The 17,173-nt window shown below is 71.7% G+C and carries 16 protein-coding genes, 1 tRNA gene and 1 pseudogene; 7 read left to right on the forward strand and 11 right to left on the reverse strand.

What is annotated here, in order from left to right; all coding sequences use genetic code 11:
• Positions 1-32 precede the first annotated feature (32 nt).
• The 4 genes and pseudogenes from MOPEL_RS18840 to mscL all read left to right on the forward strand — a co-directional run.
• Positions 33-125, forward strand: a pseudogene (locus MOPEL_RS18840) (FmdB family zinc ribbon protein); the annotation flags it as partial.
• On the forward strand, positions 116-412 hold the full coding sequence (locus MOPEL_RS16665; protein WP_306305770.1) for a hypothetical protein: 297 nt from the start codon (positions 116-118) through the stop codon (positions 410-412). The pseudogene MOPEL_RS18840 and the gene MOPEL_RS16665, both read left to right, overlap by 10 nt.
• Positions 413-455: 43 nt before the next feature.
• On the forward strand, positions 456-1,103 hold the full coding sequence (locus MOPEL_RS15990) for an SAF domain-containing protein (protein ID WP_083841808.1): 648 nt from the start codon (positions 456-458) through the stop codon (positions 1,101-1,103).
• A gap of 91 nt (positions 1,104-1,194) precedes the next feature.
• Positions 1,195-1,605: a large conductance mechanosensitive channel protein MscL gene (gene mscL, locus MOPEL_RS09115; RefSeq protein WP_009482605.1), complete on the forward strand. Its 411-nt coding sequence runs from the start codon at positions 1,195-1,197 to the stop codon at positions 1,603-1,605.
• Positions 1,606-1,750: 145 nt separating this feature from the next.
• Here the strand turns inward: mscL and MOPEL_RS09120 are convergent, their stop codons facing one another.
• From MOPEL_RS09120 to MOPEL_RS09135, 4 genes are all read right to left on the reverse strand, one after another.
• Positions 1,751-1,993: a hypothetical protein gene (locus MOPEL_RS09120; RefSeq protein ID WP_009482606.1), complete on the reverse strand. Its 243-nt coding sequence runs from the start codon at positions 1,991-1,993 to the stop codon at positions 1,751-1,753.
• Entirely contained in the window at positions 1,990-5,991 is a 4,002-nt protein-coding gene (locus MOPEL_RS09125) for a PDDEXK-like endonuclease domain-containing protein (protein WP_141631268.1), read from the reverse strand. Before MOPEL_RS09125 ends, MOPEL_RS09120 begins: the two co-directional genes overlap by 4 nt.
• 104 nt (positions 5,992-6,095) lie before the next feature.
• Positions 6,096-7,496: a phosphodiester glycosidase family protein gene (locus MOPEL_RS09130; RefSeq protein ID WP_009482608.1), complete on the reverse strand. Its 1,401-nt coding sequence runs from the start codon at positions 7,494-7,496 to the stop codon at positions 6,096-6,098.
• Positions 7,497-7,897: 401 nt separating this feature from the next.
• Positions 7,898-8,836, reverse strand: a complete 939-nt coding sequence (locus tag MOPEL_RS09135) for a PfkB family carbohydrate kinase (RefSeq protein ID WP_009482609.1) — start codon at positions 8,834-8,836, stop codon at positions 7,898-7,900.
• A gap of 331 nt (positions 8,837-9,167) precedes the next feature.
• Here MOPEL_RS09135 and MOPEL_RS09140 point away from each other — a divergent pair, with 331 nt between their 5' ends.
• Complete coding sequence (locus tag MOPEL_RS09140; protein ID WP_009482610.1) at positions 9,168-10,334, forward strand: sulfite oxidase; 1,167 nt, start codon at positions 9,168-9,170, stop codon at positions 10,332-10,334.
• 98 nt (positions 10,335-10,432) lie between these two features.
• A tRNA-Arg gene (locus tag MOPEL_RS09145) sits at positions 10,433-10,508 on the forward strand.
• A gap of 14 nt (positions 10,509-10,522) precedes the next feature.
• On the opposite strand, the gene MOPEL_RS09150 is transcribed toward MOPEL_RS09145, so the two are convergent.
• Genes MOPEL_RS09150 through MOPEL_RS09175 form a run of 6 tightly spaced genes read right to left on the reverse strand, consistent with a single transcriptional unit; the run spans position 10,523 to position 15,784 of the window.
• Complete coding sequence (locus tag MOPEL_RS09150) at positions 10,523-11,647, reverse strand: tyrosine-type recombinase/integrase (RefSeq protein WP_009482611.1); 1,125 nt, start codon at positions 11,645-11,647, stop codon at positions 10,523-10,525.
• Positions 11,647-11,868 (reverse strand): helix-turn-helix transcriptional regulator, encoded by a 222-nt coding sequence (locus MOPEL_RS16675; RefSeq protein ID WP_009482612.1) that lies wholly within the window; start codon positions 11,866-11,868, stop codon positions 11,647-11,649. Before MOPEL_RS16675 ends, MOPEL_RS09150 begins: the two co-directional genes overlap by 1 nt.
• A gap of 26 nt (positions 11,869-11,894) precedes the next feature.
• Entirely contained in the window at positions 11,895-13,505 is a 1,611-nt protein-coding gene (locus MOPEL_RS09160) for a replication initiator (protein WP_009482613.1), read from the reverse strand.
• A complete protein-coding gene (locus MOPEL_RS15995; protein WP_009482614.1) occupies positions 13,502-13,819 on the reverse strand; it encodes a hypothetical protein in 318 nt (105 codons plus the stop codon). The genes MOPEL_RS09160 and MOPEL_RS15995 overlap by 4 nt, the downstream gene beginning before the upstream one ends.
• The gene (locus tag MOPEL_RS09170) at positions 13,816-15,408 is read right to left on the reverse strand and encodes an FtsK/SpoIIIE domain-containing protein (protein WP_009482615.1); all 1,593 of its coding nucleotides are present in this window, start codon (positions 15,406-15,408) and stop codon (positions 13,816-13,818) included. Before MOPEL_RS09170 ends, MOPEL_RS15995 begins: the two co-directional genes overlap by 4 nt.
• A 1-nt stretch (position 15,409) precedes the next feature.
• Positions 15,410-15,784 carry a hypothetical protein gene (locus MOPEL_RS09175; RefSeq protein ID WP_009482616.1) on the reverse strand — a complete coding sequence of 125 codons (375 nt, stop codon included), beginning with the start codon at positions 15,782-15,784 and terminating at the stop codon, positions 15,410-15,412.
• A 143-nt stretch (positions 15,785-15,927) separates the two neighbouring features.
• Here MOPEL_RS09175 and MOPEL_RS09180 point away from each other — a divergent pair, with 143 nt between their 5' ends.
• Positions 15,928-16,671 (forward strand): XRE family transcriptional regulator, encoded by a 744-nt coding sequence (locus tag MOPEL_RS09180; protein ID WP_009482617.1) that lies wholly within the window; start codon positions 15,928-15,930, stop codon positions 16,669-16,671.
• Positions 16,672-16,805: 134 nt separating this feature from the next.
• Here MOPEL_RS09180 and MOPEL_RS18985 read toward each other — a convergent pair whose 3' ends face one another.
• Positions 16,806-17,156: an integrase core domain-containing protein gene (locus MOPEL_RS18985; protein ID WP_083841813.1), complete on the reverse strand. Its 351-nt coding sequence runs from the start codon at positions 17,154-17,156 to the stop codon at positions 16,806-16,808.
• Positions 17,157-17,173: the final 17 nt, after the last annotated feature.

Here is a 17,173-nt window from a genome sequence, read left to right on the forward strand (position 1 = left end):
CTGCACGAGCCGATCCACCGGAAGAGGAGCCCATGCCCACCTACGTCTATGCCTGCACCGAGTGCGGACACCGCTTCGACGCGGTCCAGTCCTTCACCGATGACGCGCTGACGACGTGCCCGCAGTGCGAGGGCCGTCTCCGCAAGGTCTTCAACTCGGTCGGCGTCGTGTTCAAGGGTTCGGGCTTCTACCGCACCGACTCCCGCAGCGACGGCAAGGGGGGCTCCGCCTCGGTGCCGACGTCGTCCTCCGAGACGTCCTCCTCCTCGAGCTCCTCGAGCTCCACGTCGTCGACCTCGACCTCGTCGTCGACCTCGACCTCGTCCTCGTCCTCGAGCACGTCCTCCTCGGGCACGTCGAGTTCCTCGTCCTCACCCTCGGCGAGCTGATCTCCCCGTCCACAGGCGGGTGAACCGCTCCGGCCGAGCACGGTGCGACCGCCCTAGCGTGCGGACATGCCGTCCGCTCCCACGCTGCCCTGGCTCACCGAGGCCCCGCCGCCGGCCGCGCGACGGGTCGGGGCGCCGCGACGACGCCTCCCGGTGCGTCGGCTCCGCCTCCTCGCCGCGGCGACGTGCGCGTTCCTCGCCACGTGGCTCGTCGTCGGGCTCCTGCTCCCCGAGCCGCCGCCGCACACCGTCCTCACCCCCGTCGACGACCTGCCCGCCGGGCACGTCCTCGCCCCTGCCGACGTGACCACCGTGCGCGTCGCCGACCAGGTGCGTCCCGCCGGTGCCCTCACGGACGCCGCGGCGGTGAACGGTCGACGGCTCGCCCGCCCCGTCTCGGCGCGCGAGATCCTCACCGGCGGTGCCCTCGCACACACCTCGACCCTCTCCCCCACCGAGCGGGCCGTTCACGTCCCCGTCGCCGACCCGGGCGCCCTCCTCACGCTCCGTCCCGGCGATCACGTCGACCTCGTCGAGGCCGGCGCCGGCCGCGTCGTCGCCTCCTCGGTGCGTGTCCTCGGGGTCGACGACCCGGCGGCAGAGAAGAGCGGCCACGGACTCGTCGTCGCCGTCCCGCAGACCGCCGTCACGGCTCTCGTGCCGGCGATGTCGGCCAACGGCCCCGGCGTCACCCCCACGTTGCGCAACCCGTAGGGCGGGGACACCCGCTCCCGCCCCCTACAGTGATCTTCGCCTCGCACTCGAATGCGGGGCCCCACCGTTCTTCGTATCGAAGGGACCCCACGTGCTCAAGGGCTTCAAGGACTTCGTCCTCCGCGGCAACGTCATCGAACTCGCCGTCGCCGTCGTCATCGGCTCGGCGTTCCAGAAGGTCGTCGACACCGTCGTGACCAGCCTCGTCACCCCCGTCATCAACGCTGCTGGCAACCCGCAGACCGAGGGCCTCGGCTTCTCGATCCGGCCCGACATGGCGAAGGCGACCTACCTCGACGTCTCCGCGATCATCAACGCGCTCATCGTCTTCCTGCTCACGGCCGCCGTCGTGTACTTCGCCTTCGTGCTGCCCATGAACAAGCTCGCCGAGCGTCGCAACCGTGGCCAGGAGCCCGAGGCCGAGGCCGTCTCCGAGGACGTCGCCCTGCTCCGCGAGATCCGCGACCTGCTCCGCACCGAGCGCGGCGACCACCGCCTCTGATCCGAGCTCGGCCCGACCCGCGAACCGGTGGGCCCGGCCCGCGCCCCGCGGGCGCGCCCGGCCCGACCGCAGCGTCGCGGACGAGACGACGAAGGCACCCACCGTCCTGGTGGGTGCCTTCGTCGTGTCCGGTGCGGGTCGTACGTCAGCCCCAGTGGGGCGGGCGCTGCTCCTCGAGCCACCGGTCGTGGCCCTCGTCGACGCGTTCGCGCCAGTCGCCCCAGCCCTCGTCGGTGTCGTCGCGCGTCTGCTCGGGGGCACGGGCCCGTCGGGGCTTCGTCGTGCGAGACGCACGTGCCTCCGGAGCCTCGGCACCGGCCGCGCCGACGTCGGCCGCCGCGGACTCCGACGTCGAACCGGACGAGGTCTCGTGCGAGCTCCCGCTCATGCGTGGCCCCCGCTCGTGCGTCGACGGCGGAGGACGGTGCGGGCGTCGACGGCCCGGATGCCCTCGCGGATCATCGGGACGGCGCCAGCGGGATCGTCGAGCAGGTCGGCGCTCCACACGCGGACGACCTCCCATCCGGCCCGGTTGAGGAGCTCGGCGCGGACCCGCTCGCGGTCACGGATGTCGGTGATCGACGCGTGCTCGCGACCGTCGAGGTGGACGGCGACGACCGGCCTCGGCGCGTCGGGTTCGCCGACGGCGAGATCGACACGTCGCGGACCGGTGCCGAACCGGGGGTGGACCTCGAGGTCGTCCTCGTCGAGGGCTGCGGCGAGGCCGCGGAGCAACAGCGACGTCTCGCCCGAGGTGGCCGTGGCGGCGGCCGGCGGTGCCGCCGGATCGGTCGCGCCGGGCTGCTGAGCCACCTCGGCCCGGTGGTGCTGAAGCTCGATGTGGGCGAGGAAGTCGCGCAGGAGCGCCGCACCAGGCGTCGAGGGGCGGCGGTCGCCGAAGTCTTCCGGGGCGATCTCGCTCACGACGGTGACGCGACGGGTCGCGATGGCGAGTGCCGCGGCGAGGACGCGGTCCCCGCCCTCGGCCTCGAGGCGCCCGAAGCGACGCGGGAGCGACCCGTCGTGGCCGGGGGCATAACCGAGCGCGAGGATGACCGCGTCGCAGCGTGCGCCGACGACCCGGTCGACGTGGACGATGCGGTCGGCGTCCGAGCCGGGGCCCGCGAGCCAGGCGCGCAGGTCGGTGTCGAGCTCGGCGGCCGTCTCCATCGCGGCGCGAATGCCTTCGGCACGGCCGCTGCTCAGGGTGACGACGAGCAGGGACTCTTCGGGACGCTGCCGCAGGTGCTCGCGGACGAGGCGGATGACCGTGGCGGCCTCCGCGCTCTCGAGGGCGGGCGCGTCGAGCATGACGTCGCCGTCCCGCCCGGGGACGGTGAGGACACCGGCCTCGGTCTCGCTCTCGACCTCGTTGCGGCCTGCGACGACGAGCTGCAGCGGCGACGTGGGCCGCGTGCCGGGCGTCGTGACGAGCGTCGAGTCGTAGACGACGTGGTTGGCGAAGGACAGGAGCGACTCGTCGACCTCGGCGTGGACCGTCGTGAGCCGCCGCACCCCGAGCACGTCGGTGGCAGCGTCGAGGAGGGTCGGTCCGGCGGCGAACGGCACCGACTCGTCGGGGTCTGCCTCCTCGCCGAGCTGCGCCGAGACCGTCGAGTACGGCAGGGGCGCGGGCTGCCGGTCGTCACCGACGACGACGACGTGGCGCGCACGGGAGATCGCCGAGACGGCGTGGGAGACGAGGAGCTGCGCGGCCTCGTCGACGACGACGACGTCGAACCAGCGGCCGACGGGGACGAGCGACGCGACGACCTGGGGGCTCATCGCCCAGCACGGCTTGACGTCGAGAAGGAGGTCGTGGGTCTGTGCGAAGAGCTCCGTGGCCGAGACGCCGGCGCCCGTGCCGGAGGCCGCGTACCGCACGATCTGCTGCTCGCGGGCATGACCCTCGGCCGCGTCGTGCAGACGCCGTGCGACGCCGAGACGTACCTCGTCGCGGGAGGCGCGGAGGTGGTCGTGGTCGAGACGCACGTACTCGTCGACGAGGCCGCGCAGACGGTCGCCGTCGTGTGCGCCGACGCGGGGGTCCTCGGTGCCGATGCGGTGGAGAAGGGAGCGCCACCAGATGCGCTCGACCTCGGCGGGGATCCGTGCGGCGGGTACGTGCCGCGTCGCGAGATCGGTGACGACGGCGCCGAATCCGGCGGCGAGCGCACGGTCGAGCGCGGCGGACACGCGCGGGAGCACGGCGATGCGGTCGCTGTGGCGGGCGAGGTCGTCGATGCGGGCGACGAGCTCGTCGACGGTGACCGCGAAGAGATCACCACCGGCGGCGGTCGTCTCCAGACGCTCCGACAGCCACCGCAGGTCGGCCTCGAGGTCGTCCCACAGCCGACGCGAGGCGTCGAGGGTCGAGGGCACGCGCGGCGGGTCGTCGGTGCCGCTCCACGCGATCCAGGCCGTGCGTTGCTCGTGGGCGGCGCTGAGCACGTCGTGGAGCTGGTCGACGGGGGTGTCGGGGTTGAGGAGCGACTCGGCGCGTCGGCGCAGGTCGCGGCGGGTGCGCCAGCTGATGAACAGCCCGCGTTCCTGCCGGTACTGCCGGTCGGCGGTGGCGCCGAGGAGGTAGTCGAGCGGCTGGAGGTAGACGTCCTCGGGGAGGACCTGGAGCGTCTTGCGGACGCCGAACATGAGGTCGAGCGCGCCGTCCCAGTGGTCGGGGGTCTCGGCGGGCGGTAGCCCCGCCTCGACGAGGGTGGCGTCGAGGGCGGCGCGGGCCCGTGCGAGGCGACCACCGGCGAGCTCCTCGACGAGGCGACGGGCCTTGGCGGCCTCCTCCTCGTCGACGACCCAGGCGCGGTACCAGGGGTCGGCGGGCCAGTCGGCGCTCCACCCGTCGGCTGCGGCGACGGAGGCGAGAAGTTCACCGACGACGCGGACCTGGTCGGCGTCGACACCGGCGAGGACCTCGGGGGTGAGGACGACGTCCGAGGTGGGCGGGTCGGGGAGCTCGTTCTGGGCGGCGAGGGCCCCGCGCGCCTCGAACACGCTCACGCCCCACGGGGCACGGGGGGCGTGGACGGCGGCGAGGGCGCTGTCGACCTCCGCACTCACGTCGCGGAGCTGCTCGCGCAGACCACGGGTGTCGGGTTCGCGGGCGGGGCGTCGACGATCGAGGGCAGTGACGACCTCGCGGGCCACGGCCTGCGCGTCGGGCAGGTCGCCGTGGGCGTCGAGGACGAAGCCGGACAGGCCCGCCTCGTCGAGCCGCGCGGTGACCGCCTGGAGGTTGCGGCGGGCGGACGTGACGTAGAGGACGCTCTTCCCCTCCGCGGCGAGCGCGGCGACGATGTTCGCGACGGTGCGGCTCTTGCCCGTACCCGGGCCGCCGACGAGGGCGATGTCGCGGCCACGACGCACGTCGAGCACCGCACGCGACTGGGTGCTGTCGGCGTCGAGAGCGAGGAGTTCCTCACCGGGGTCGAGGGGGCCGTCCTCGACGGGGGCGTCGAGCCGGGGTGCACCGGGGACGGCGGCGAGCGCCGCGAGGACGTCGTGGTCGCCGAGGGCCATGCCCTGCTGCGTGAGGTCGGAGACCATCGGCAGCTTGGTGTAGGAGAACGTCGACACGACGCGGCGGTCGTGCACGGTGAACCCGGGGAGGAACGAGCACACGCGGGACAGCTCGCGGAACACCCGCATGGGGTCGAACCGCGTCGACACCGCGGCGAGGGCGGCGAGCGCGACGGGGTCGAGGTCGATGCCCTGCTCGAAGCTCAGGTAGTTGAGGAGCACGGGGTTGACCTCGACGTCGGTGCCGAGGTCGAGGTCGAAGTCGGACCCGGCCGCGTCGACGGGGTGGATCTCGCAGCGGCGCAGGAGGACCGGCGCCTGTGGCGCGCGCGGGCCGGGGGCGTCCCACGTCGCCATGCCGAGCGCCATGAAGCACGTGACGAGGCCGCGTTCCTCGCGCAGCTCGAGGCTTTTCTCGCGGATCGCGTGGGCGCGGCGGCGGGCCTCGACGAACGCGCTGCGTTCACGCACGAGGTGCGACAGGCGCGTGGAGCCGCCCGCCATGAGCATCGACACGCCACCGGGGTGGACGGTCGTGAGGTCGAGGGTGCCCGCGGGCAGATCGCGATACCAGAGCAGCGTGTTGGGGCCGCCGAGGTCGGCGAGCTCGTGACGCCACCCCTTGACGACGTCCGCGACGATCTCGTCGCGGAACCCGCCCGAGGGGGCCTGGGGCCGCTCGTCGTAGGTGGTGGGAGCGGGGGCCACGACGTCGTCCCGCGCCTCGCCCGCGACACCGGCGGCGGGCACGTCGGCGCCCGCGACCTGCGTCGACGGCGGTGCGTCGACGGTGGGCGGCACGGGGGACGGTCCGAGGGGCGTCGGCTCGGGGAGGGAGGGGCTACGACTCACGCCTGCGATGGTACCGGCGGGCGCCGACAACCCCTCCCCTCCCGCGTCAACGTCGCGTAAGGAGCCGGCGTGGGAAATCCCTCCGCCGACGGCGAATTCGCAGGTCAGGGCATGAAGACGACGGCATCGCCCACGGAACGTTCCCGGCCGCCCGCCGGGGTGTTGACGAGCCGGCCGCGGACGGCCATCGCGGTCGAGCCGCCACCGTCGAGGTTGACGGCGTCGACGAGGCCGAGGGACGCGGCGATGCGGGCCTCCTCGGCGAGGGTGGCGCCGACGCTGCGGGTGGAGCGTCCGTCGATCGTCACGAGCGCGACGGAACCGCCCGCCGTTCGGCCGATGAACGTGCGCGGCTGGCGGGCGAAGAAGCCCGTCGTGTACGGGAACGTGACGATGCGGCCGTCGCGGACGAGCCGGTACCGGCCGACGACGCCGTACGTCGTCGACGTGAGCGGAACGGGCCTGCCGTCCTTGGTCGTGAGGCTCTCGGCGAACGTGGGGCAGCCGGTGCCTGCGACGCGGAGCATCTCGGCGGCCTTCGTGCCGGTCGCCTGGTAGGAGACCTGTGCGGCGGTGATGCGGGTCCCCCGCCCCGACCTCGCGGAGACGACGCAGCCGTCACGGCCGAGAACGACCTCGGCGCCGGGGCCGCTCGGGGTCCGAAGCGAGTAGTGGGGGGTGAACCGCACGGTGCGGCCCGGGGTGGGGCACCGCGCCGGATCGACGTTCTCGCATCCGGCCGGCACCGCGAGCGGCGTGTCGACGGCGTCGAGGCGCACCCGGCCCGCATCGCTCGCGAGGGTCGCGGTCCACGTCATGTCGTCCATGCGGAGCGCCTTGGTACGCGAATCCATGAGGACGGGCGTGTGCCCCGCCACCCGCTGCGGCTCGCTCACGACCGTGCCCCCGTTGACGGCGAGGCCGACCATGTCGCCGGGCGCGGTGCGCCGCCCCTGGGAGAAGAAGCTGCCGTTGACCGCGACGAGGGCGCCGCTCCACCGACCGAGCGTGGAGACACCCTCGGTGCGGGCGATGTCGGTGCCGATCGCCGTGCGCAACTGCCCCTTCGCGGACGGGGAGATCATCGCCACCTGCACCCGCCACGGGCCCTTCTGCGTCGTGCCACGGGTCCCGTTCGTCGCGGGCTTGTCGCCGCGGACGATCGAGGTGAGGGTGACGCCCGGCGCGAGCCGCGTGACACGCCGTGTCTCCTTGAGGCCACGCTCACCGACGTCGAGACGCGGGGCCGCCCGGACCGCCGTGCGCTGCGTCGACGCGGCGCCGGTGGCGGTGCCGGCACCGACGGCTGTCGCGCTCACCGGAGCGAGGACGGCGGGCGCGGCGACGAGCGAAGCGACGGCCGCCGCGAGACATGCGGCTCCGGTCGGGCGCCGACCACCACGGGTACGCCGCGCGGTGGCGTCGGGGCCGGCGGTGCCGGACACGACGGTGTCGGCGGCGCCGACGGAGCTCCCGGCACGGTGGATCGAGGACGGACGGGTCATGGCGGGCCCCCTGGCTCGGCATCGACGGCCGACTCCCCCGTCGGCCACGTCCGTCCACCGTACGGGGCTACGGCGCCCCGGCCTAGGAATCACGTGCGCGACGATGCACCCGTGCCCACCGGGCCCGACGCCACCGGGGCGCCGACGCGCACCATGGCGACGGCGTCGGAGCAGACGACGAGGTCGGTGCCGTGCGCGTGTTCGGTGCACCGAGAACGCGAGTCGGCCACGGAGGTCGCGCGCACTGCTCGTCGTCCTACGACCGCGGGCCGAGGCCGACCCTCGATACCGGGCCGCGCCCGCACGAGCCCCGTCGACAGGCTGCCTGCCCGGGACGGGACCGAATACACGAAGGACCCGCGGCGGGCGACCGCAGGCCCATCGTGCCGCGCCGAAAGGGATCAGGCGCCGAGTTCGGACCTCGTGGGCGGATTCGCACCCTCGCGGGAGACGGTGATCGCGGCGCAGCGGGTGGCGCGGTCGACGGCGGGAAGCACCGCGGCGAGGTCGGCGCGGCGCAGGGCCTCGGCGGCGTCCCGGCTGGCGAGGAGTCCGGCATCGAGGAGCCCCGAGACGAGCCCGGACATGAACGAGTCCCCCGCGCCGACGGTGTCGGTGACGACGACTCCGACGACGGGCGCGACGTCGGTCCACTCCTCCGTCGCGGGCACGTACACGCGGGACCCGTCGCCACCGCGGGTGACGACGACGAGCGCCGCGCCGAGCTCCGCGAATCCCCGCATGCAGGCGTCGATCTCGTCGACGGTGTGGGCGTCGTAGAGCCACGCGAGGTCCTCGTCACTGGCCTTGACGACGTCGGCGACCGCGGCGAGCGCCTCCACCCGGGCCCGGGCCTCCTCCGGCCTGCCCATGAGGGTCGGGCGGGCATTGGGGTCGTAGGAGACGGTGCCGGTCTCGTGGGCGCGACGCGCGGCCTCGAGGACGGCGTCGGCGCCGGGCGCGAGCGTCGCCGCGATGGAGCCGGTGTGGAGGTGACCGGTCGGCTCGGTGTCGAGGGCGCTCGCGACGTCCCACGTGAGGTCGAAGTCGTACGTGGCGGCGCCCGACTCGTCGAGGGTCGCCGTGGCCGTCGACGTCGTCGGTGCCGACGCGGTGCCGCGGGTGAGGGTGATGTTCGGCTCGCGCTCGAGGTGGGCGCGGATCATGTGCCCGTGGACGTCGTCGCCGAACCGGGCGGCGAAGTGCACCGGGTGGCCCAGGCGGGCGAGACCGATCGCGACGTTGAGAGGGCTACCGCCGGGGTGCTCGTCGACGCTGCCGTCGGTGCGGTGGACCACGTCGACGAGAGCCTCGCCGACGACGAGTGTGCGATGGGTCATGGCGTCCTGCCTTCACCGGGGGATGTCGTGCGTCCGACCCTACGGCGCGCCGGGTCGCGAGGGGAGCCGGGTAAACCGGTGGCCGTGCGCAAACATCGCCGCTCCCCCTCGGGCCGGTCGGCCCAGGGACCATGAGCTCCTCGCCTCCGGTCCTCCGGTCGACACCCGCGAACCGAGCGCCCTCTCCGAGCGGCGGTCGGGGACACCTGCGGACGACCACCGGCGGCGACCCCTCGGCCCGAGCCGAGGCGACGCCCTGCCCTGTCCCCGCGTGCCAGGGAGGCGGCCTGTTCGCCACCCAGGACGCGAGGCCGGGTGGCACGCTCGACGCATGCGTCCCGACGACACCCCCATCGAGGCCACGTCCGCCCAGGAGACGGAGGTCCGCGGCGGCACCGCCGGCGCGCATGCCGCGACCGGAACCCCCGACGAGAGTGCGCTCGTCGTGCACGAGGAGTCGCCGCTCAACGCCGAGACTCGCGCGTCGGCCCTCGTGGGGCGCCCGGTGACGCCGACGGAGGCGTTCTACGTCCGCAGCCACGGGCCCGTGCCGACGCGGGGTGACGATGCCCCGATCCGCGTGGGAGGGCTCGTCGAACACCCCCTGGACCTCTCCGCGTGTGAGCTCGTCGAGCGGTTCGAGGTGCACGAGGTGACGGCGACGGTGCAGTGTGCGGGCAACCGCCGGTCGGGGTTCCTCGGGGTGCGTGACATCCCGGGTGAGACGCCGTGGGGGCCGGGCGCGACGGGCACGGCGACGTGGCGCGGGGTGCGGCTGCGGGACGTGCTCGCGGCCGTCGCGCCCACCGCCGGGGCGGCCCACGTGGAGTTCACGGGTGCGGACGTGAGCGAGCAGGCCGATCCGCCGCAGGAGTTCGGCGGGTCGATCCCCCTGTCGAAGGCGTGGGGCGAGGAGGTGCTCCTCGCGGTGGAGATGAACGGGGATCCGTTGACGCCGGAGCACGGTGCACCCGTGCGGGTCGTCGTGCCGGGGTACGTCGGGGCGCGGAGCGTGAAGTGGGTGACGCGGATCGACGTGCGTGCGCAGCCGTCGGAGAACTTCTTCCAGGCGCACTCGTACCGTCTACTGCCCGCCGACGCCGGCCCCGACGAGGCGGGCCCGGGCGACGGCATCCCCTTGGGGCCGGTGGCGTTGAACTGCGACGTGCTCGACCCAGAGCCGGGTGCGGTCGTCGACGCGGGTCCGCTCGAGGTGCGGGGCTACGCCTACGCCGGCGGGGATCGCGTCGTCGCACGGGTGGACGTGTCGGTGGACGACGGCACGACGTGGGCGCAGGCCGAACTCCTGGGCGACGCGGATCCGTGGACGTGGCGTCTGTGGCGGTGCACCGTGCCCGTCGAGGTGGGCAAGGTGACGATCCTCGCGCGCGCCTGGGACGACACCGGCGCCCTGCAGCCCGAACACGCCGCGTCACTGTGGAACCCGAAGGGGTACGCGAACAACTCGTGGGCGCGCCTGCCGGTCCGGGTGCGCTGACCCCTGCATCGACCCCGTCGGCGCCGACTCCCCGACGGCACGGGTCCGACCGGCACGTGTGGGAGGATGGTCCGCGCAGCGGCACCGCGTGCCGCCCAGCCCTCGTAGCTCAGGGGATAGAGCACCGCTCTCCTAAAGCGGGTGTCGCAGGTTCGAATCCTGCCGGGGGCACCACTCATCGTCGCTGGTCAGGTCCCGTTTCTGCCTTCCAGGGCGACTCTTTCAACTCCCGAAGTAAGGCCGTTGTGGCACATTTGTGGCACATGAGCGTCGAGTGAGCGGCCCACGGCGTCGAGGTCGTCGGGGAACAGGCCGGCGTAGACATCGAGGGTCATGGCCGCCGAGGCGTGGCCCAACATCTGCTGGACGGCCTTGACGTTCGCGCCCGCGGCGATGGCCAGAGACGCGGCCGTGTGGCGGAGGTCGTGCACCCGGAAGTCCTGGATTCTCGCCGCCGCGCATGCGGGCTCGAACACACGACGACGCCAGTTGTTGAGCCGCAGCGGCCCGCCTTTGGTCGAGGGGAACACGAGGTCCTCACCGCCCCTCCCCCGGCACGCCTCCACGAGGTAGCCCATGAGCACGGGCGGCACGGGGACGCTGCGGGTCTGGTGTGTCTTGGGGGTCGACCACACGAGTGAGGAGCCGACGACCGTCACGCTCTCGGCGATGACGAGACGGTTACGGGCGGGATCGACGCGCTTGACCTTGAGTGCGGCGAACTCGCCGAACCGGATGCCGGTCAGTCCGAGGACGAGCACCTCGAGCCCGTGCCCACCCGCGGCCTCGACGAGGCGACTCAACTCGGCGGGGCTGAGGAACCGCGGGTCGTGGCGGATCTGCTTCGGCAACCGCACCCCCTTCGCCGGGTTGGTGCCGATGCGATGATCAGCCGCTGCCGCCTCGAAGATCATCGAGGTCACGAGGTACACCTTCCGGACCTGGCCGGGAGACATGCCGCCGGAGACGAGATCACCGATCCACGCGGCGACGTCGGAGCGGGCCACCTTGGCGAGCGGCCACGGCCCCCACTGGGGGATGACGTGCGTGCGCGCGACCTCGCGGTAGCGGAGGGCCGTGCTCGGCTTGAGGTGACCGAGGCCGGCCATCCACGTCTCAGCGAACTGGGCGAACCGCAGCTTGCCGGCAGCCGGGTCGATGTACGTGCCGCGGTTCATCTGAGTCTGCAGTTCGGAGAGGAACCGTTCGGCGTCGACCTTGCGCTTGAACGACTTCTTGCGCTGGGCACCGGCCGGGTCACGCCACCGCGCGAGCCATGTCCCGTCGCGGGAGTTCTTGACCACCTGGGCCATCAGGCGGCCTTGCCCGCGACCCAGGTCCGCACGGCTGCAGGGTCGAACCGGAGGTGCTTGCCGAGACGGATGCACGGCGGGCCGTCGCCGCGGTGACGCCACTGGTAGATGGTCGCGACGCTCACGCAGAGGAAGGCGGAGACGTCGTCGATCGTCCAGAGGCGTTCGCACTCGATGGGCTCGGCGACCGCGGCGAGGACGAGTTCGGTCTGCTGTGACACGGCAGTTCCTTTCGGGTGGAGGGGTTTCACGAACGGCGCTGTTCTGCCCGCCATTGCGCGTACTCGTGGGCTCGGGCGGCGGCAGCGGCAGCGGCAGCGAGGATGGCGTCACCGACGCGCGGCCAGCCACGATCGGCGTAGGTCCAGGAGCCGACGACGAGCGTCGTCTGTTCGTCGTCCTCGGCGAGGAGACGTGCTTCGAGGTCGTGGAGGTCGAGCGGTTCGCCACGACGCTCGGACTCGGCCAGAGCGCGACGGAACCGTTCACGGGCCCGGCGGAGTCGACCAAGAGTCACCGAGTAGCGGCGCGACTTCGTGGAGAAGTGCCCACGGAAACCGAGCATGTGCGCCCACTTTGCGAGGTGCGCGTACGGATCACGCCCGTCAGCTCCCAGCGGAAGGAGGAAGCCCGGCTCTTCGTCGGGGAGGTCCACGAACCGCTCGGGGTGTTCCACCCGCTCCCAGGCCCTCTCACGCTCCTGAGCGCGGTCGGCCAGCTCACGGCAGTGGGCAGCGATACGACGCAGGTGCGGACGGCCGAGGAGGTCGCCATCAGAGGTACGCCGAAGGTCGCCCGCGTCTTTGGTGGCGTACTTGGCGAGATACCCCGCGACCTGTTCGGGCGAGAGACCGTCGGAGTGGTGCGCCACTCCCCCGGCGTTCACGACCCGCACGTCGAGCTGAACACCCCACCGGAGGAGCCGTTCAGCATCGTGCTCGTCGGTCGGCGGGGCGAGGAAGGACACCGTCGGCACGGTTTTGCTGACCAGCTGCGAGAACTCGTCTCCGTCGAGCGGCGCAGGCGAGCCGGGGCCGTCCGAGCCGTCGAGGCGCATCAGGACGTGGAAGTGCACGAGACCCCGCGCCTGATACTCGGCGACCTTGGCGAACTGCAGAGCAGCCCGGGATCGGAGATCGCGCTCTTTCACGTCGAGGCGCGACGCCAACGCGCGGCGCAGAGCGATCGTCGTGCGCCGCCACAGCTCAGGTGCCCACCACTGCCACACGACGAGTGAGGTCCAGTCGTAACAGTTCTCGCACAGCGGTGCGCCGACGGTCGAGTCGTTCTCGCCATGCTTCCGTCCGCACGAGAGGCGCACGCCGTGAGGACACGTCTCCACACGATCGGCCGAACGAGGCCGGCATACCTTCTCGTCGCGGCACGCGTGGACGTGCCCGAACGAGGGAGCCGTGAGCGTCACGAACAGCAACGGCGCACTACTCACCTCCGCCGGCACCGTCTTGCCACCGACGACACCGGCACGGATCAACTCGAAGGTGTCGCGCGCGTAGACGCGGGAGCAAGCGGGACAGGCGGACGCTCGCCGGTTGCCGCAGGGAGTCATGAGAACACCCATGGGCGCCTGGTCGGAGTCGAAGGTGCCGAGCACTTCGCCCGTCGCGCGGTCGATGGTCCGCGACGATCCGACGAGCTGAATCGGCCGCACGCAGTTGCCGACGTGCGAGAGAGCATGGGCGAAGTCGTCGTGAGTCCCGTCGATCAGACGGGAGAGGACGGAGGCGGAGGCCTCGTCGTTGAGGCTGGACAGATCCAGCGGGGCACCGTCTCCGAAGCCGGGGAATCCGCCCCCGCGCGTCGAAGGCGATGCCCCACTGTGGGTGTCCAGAGCGGTCACGCTGCACCTGCGATGGCGTCGAGGTCGAACAGCGTTGCCTGTCGTTCCGAGCCGCCAACCAGGAGCGGATGCCAGGCGTCCAGCGTCGCACCCTGGGCGTCCCTGTCCCGGTCCCGGCCGGCCCACCAACCGCCGCACACCGTGAGCGCGTCGACGGCCGCGAGGCACTCATCGCTCACCGGGCAGTCGTCGCAGAGAGCCCGCATCGTCTCCGCCTCCCAGGGCGAGATCTCGGCAGAGTCCCGGAGCCAGGGCAGCTCGGTGCGTTCGCTGCACGTGGCGTGGTCGACCCACGAGAAGTCGATGGTGCTCATGCCGCGGAATCCGGTTCGTCGACGGAGCGAAGGCGCGAGACCACTTCACCGATGACGTCAGCGCGAGGACCGGGCAGGGCGAGCGGCGGCGCGCCGTGTGTGGCGGTGATGCCATCTGCCACCCGCTGTCGGTACGTGGCGTAGTCGGTGTAGAACATCCGCACACGCCGGACGCCCCGCCCAGGCTCTTCGACCAGCGCGACGCCCGCACGGAAGTCGCGCACGACCCGATTCTCTTCGCGTGTCAGCCCCTCGTGGAGCATGGCGACGGCGTCGCCGTTGTCGACGCGGTGCGTGATGCGCAGGCCGAGGTTCATCCGGTCGTCGGTGCGGAGTGCGTCGGCGCTCATGCGCTGCGCCATGACGAGCGCGAAGACGCCGACTTTCGCGCCCTCCTTGACGATGCGGCCGAGGGACGATTCGAGCCGGGGAGTGAGCCTGTCGCCGGCCTTACCTCCGTCCTCGGCGTCCAGGGCCTTGGCAGCCGCGAGGAGGCCGGGATACTCCTCCATCACGCACCACACGGTGGGGGTGCTGACGGTGAAGTCGATGATCTTGTCCTGCTCGGTTGCCAACAGGCCCTTGATACGGAGATCCATCAGGGTGACGAGCCCCTTGAGCACGTCTGCCGCGTGCTCGATGTCCTCTCGGGCCGTGCCGATGGCGACGAACGCACCGCCACGTCCTCCCGCAGTTGCGGAGAAAGGAGCGAGCAAGACGCCGGAGGGGTCGACTCCTGTCACGACGACGTTCGGGTACTGAGCGAGGGCCGCGAGCAGGGTGTAGGCCGTCGAGGACTTCCCGGCGCGGGTAGCTCCCTGCATGCCGCAGTGCGCCGTACGGAAGGGGTCGAACGACAGCGGACGGCCGAACTCGTCCCAGCCCATCTGAACGGTGAGCTGCGCCATCGACCGGCCCGTCTTGGACCCTCCGCTGGCCAGCGACCTGCGGCGGGCCACGGTCGCATCTGCGGGGTTCGGTGCCACTTCTTCGCCACCGAGCGGGTCACGACGCAGCACGTCGAGGGTGACCCAGCCAGGGCGGCGGTGGGCGGAGGCCATCACGCTGTGCGCGGTCAGCGTCGACGCCAACGAGGCTGACGCTGCCTGCCAGGTGAGCAGCGTCTGTCCCGGCGCCATCCGGACCAGTAGACGGTCGCGGCCCTTGTCACTGTGCTGGTGCGAGGCCAGCCGCGGCAGGAACTCCTCGCGACCGGCCCGCACGTTGAGGTGCGCGGCGAAGCAGGCACGCTCCCAACGCGGGTAGTAGACGAAGACGCGCAGCCACTGCCCGACCAGCGCTCCCCGCAGACGAGCGCCGACCGGCGGGATCTCGTACAGCGCCACGACCAAGGTCATCAGCAACGCCCCGCCGACAGCGCCAGCAGTGACGAAATCCTCCCGCATCACGCAGGCTCCCACCCCGGTTGCCGCGACGAGCGCAAGGACGAAAAGCGGAGCCCGCCAGATGAGAAGAATGACGCCCTTCACCAGGGCGAAGACGCCCAACAGGAAGTCCTCTCCGGCGTCGATGGCCGGGTCACCGTTGCGAGTGCGGTCCTGCACCGCCGCGCGCTGCGACACGCTCATGTCACTCATCGCCCTTGGCACCACGCGGCGCGGCCCCACCCTGCACGGGCACGAGGCGTTCGCAGGTGATCGAGTACGCCAGGCGTGCAGAGTCGCCGCCGCCGGTGAGGTACGGCTGGACGTAGACGCGACCTGCGGCTTCGTACAGAACGCCGAGTTCGTAGATGGCAGCAGGCTGGATGACGTGGATGGATGCGGTCTTGTCGGCCTTGATCGCGCCGTCCTTGCGGGCCACGCGAAGGATGCAGCCAGACGCGTATGTGACCTCGCCAGAGGGGGCGGCCTTGCCTTCGCGGATGCGCGGCTCTTCGCCCATCCCGACGACCTCGATACGCCAGTCCCTGCTGGTGGTGCTGACGGGGAAGGTTGTGCTCATGGTGTGCCTCCGAATGTCGTTGGCCCCGTGGTGGGGTGACAACAGGAGACCGTCACGGCATGGGACGCCGCGACCCCTCGACGGGACGTTTTAGGACGTCTAGGATCGACGTGAAACGTCCCTAAACGTAACGGTGGTGACCTGTGAGCAGCAACGAACGCCTTCGCGGCGCGATCTTTGAAGCGGGCTTGACACCGGGCACTCTCGCCGAGCAGGTCGGCGTAGACCCCAAAACCGTCGATCGCTGGATCACCACGGGCCGATCACCACACCGTATCCACCGCCTCACGACCGCCCGCATCTTGGGCCGCGACGACGTGTATCTCTGGCCCGACACAGCCCAGGATCGACAGTCCTTGACCGCCGCACAGTCCGAGTTGGTCACCCTCTACCCCAACCGCGCAGCCGTCCCCCACGATATGTGGTTCTCACTGGGACGCAGTGCACGCGAGTCCATCGACGTCCTCGCCTTCGCCGCCAGCTTCCTCCACGACGGACTCCCCGGCTTCACCGACCTCCTCGCCGAACGCGCACGAGCCGGCGTTCGCGTCCGACTCCTTATCGGAGACCCCGACTCCCCCGCCGTCGCACTCCGAGGCAAGGAGGAGGGCATCGACGGTTCACTTAGCCACCGCTGCTCCCTCAGCTGGAAATACCTCAAGCCCTACCTCGACACCCCCGGCATTGAGGCACGCATGCACGGCTGCACGCTCTACAACTCCATTTTCCGCTTCGACGAAGACATCCTCGTCAACTGCCACTCCTACGGTGCCCCCGCATCACAATCCGCTGTGCTCCACCTACGCCGAATTACCGGCGGGCGACTCTTCTCGCACTACATGCAGGGCTTCGACCGAACGTGGCATCACGCAACCGCGGGTGATTGACGCTGATCACAAGGATGAGCACCACAGCCAGCACCCTGATGAACAGCCACCCATCGCCTTGGCAGTCACCGCCACAAGCTGACATCACCGATATCCCATTGAGACCCCGTGGGTCGGTCCAGTCGCTGCAAGAGTCAAAAGGTGGTGATGCCAGCAGCGTACAACGCTAGGGCGAGGTAGCCCAGCGCGGAGTGCGGCCGCTCCTGGTTGTACTGGCCCGTCCAGTCGCTGATGCCGACGCGGGCGTAGGTGAGGGACCACAACTGGTTCAGACTGAGGCATTTGCCCCGCAGTCTGACGTTAAAGGACTCGGCGAACGGGCACTTCCACGGCTGACCAGGAGGGATAACACCTTCTCGGCCCGCCCGGTGCGCCAGTCCGAAAGGATCGCCGCGATGAACTCCAGCCCGTTGTCCACCCGCAACACCAACGGCGGACTCCGGGCGGGGGCCTGGCTCCCCCCTGTGAACGAGCAATTCGGACACGCCGACTCCGTAAGGGG

The organism is Mobilicoccus pelagius NBRC 104925 (genome assembly GCF_000247995.1).
Taxonomy (GTDB): domain Bacteria; phylum Actinomycetota; class Actinomycetes; order Actinomycetales; family Dermatophilaceae; genus Mobilicoccus; species Mobilicoccus pelagius.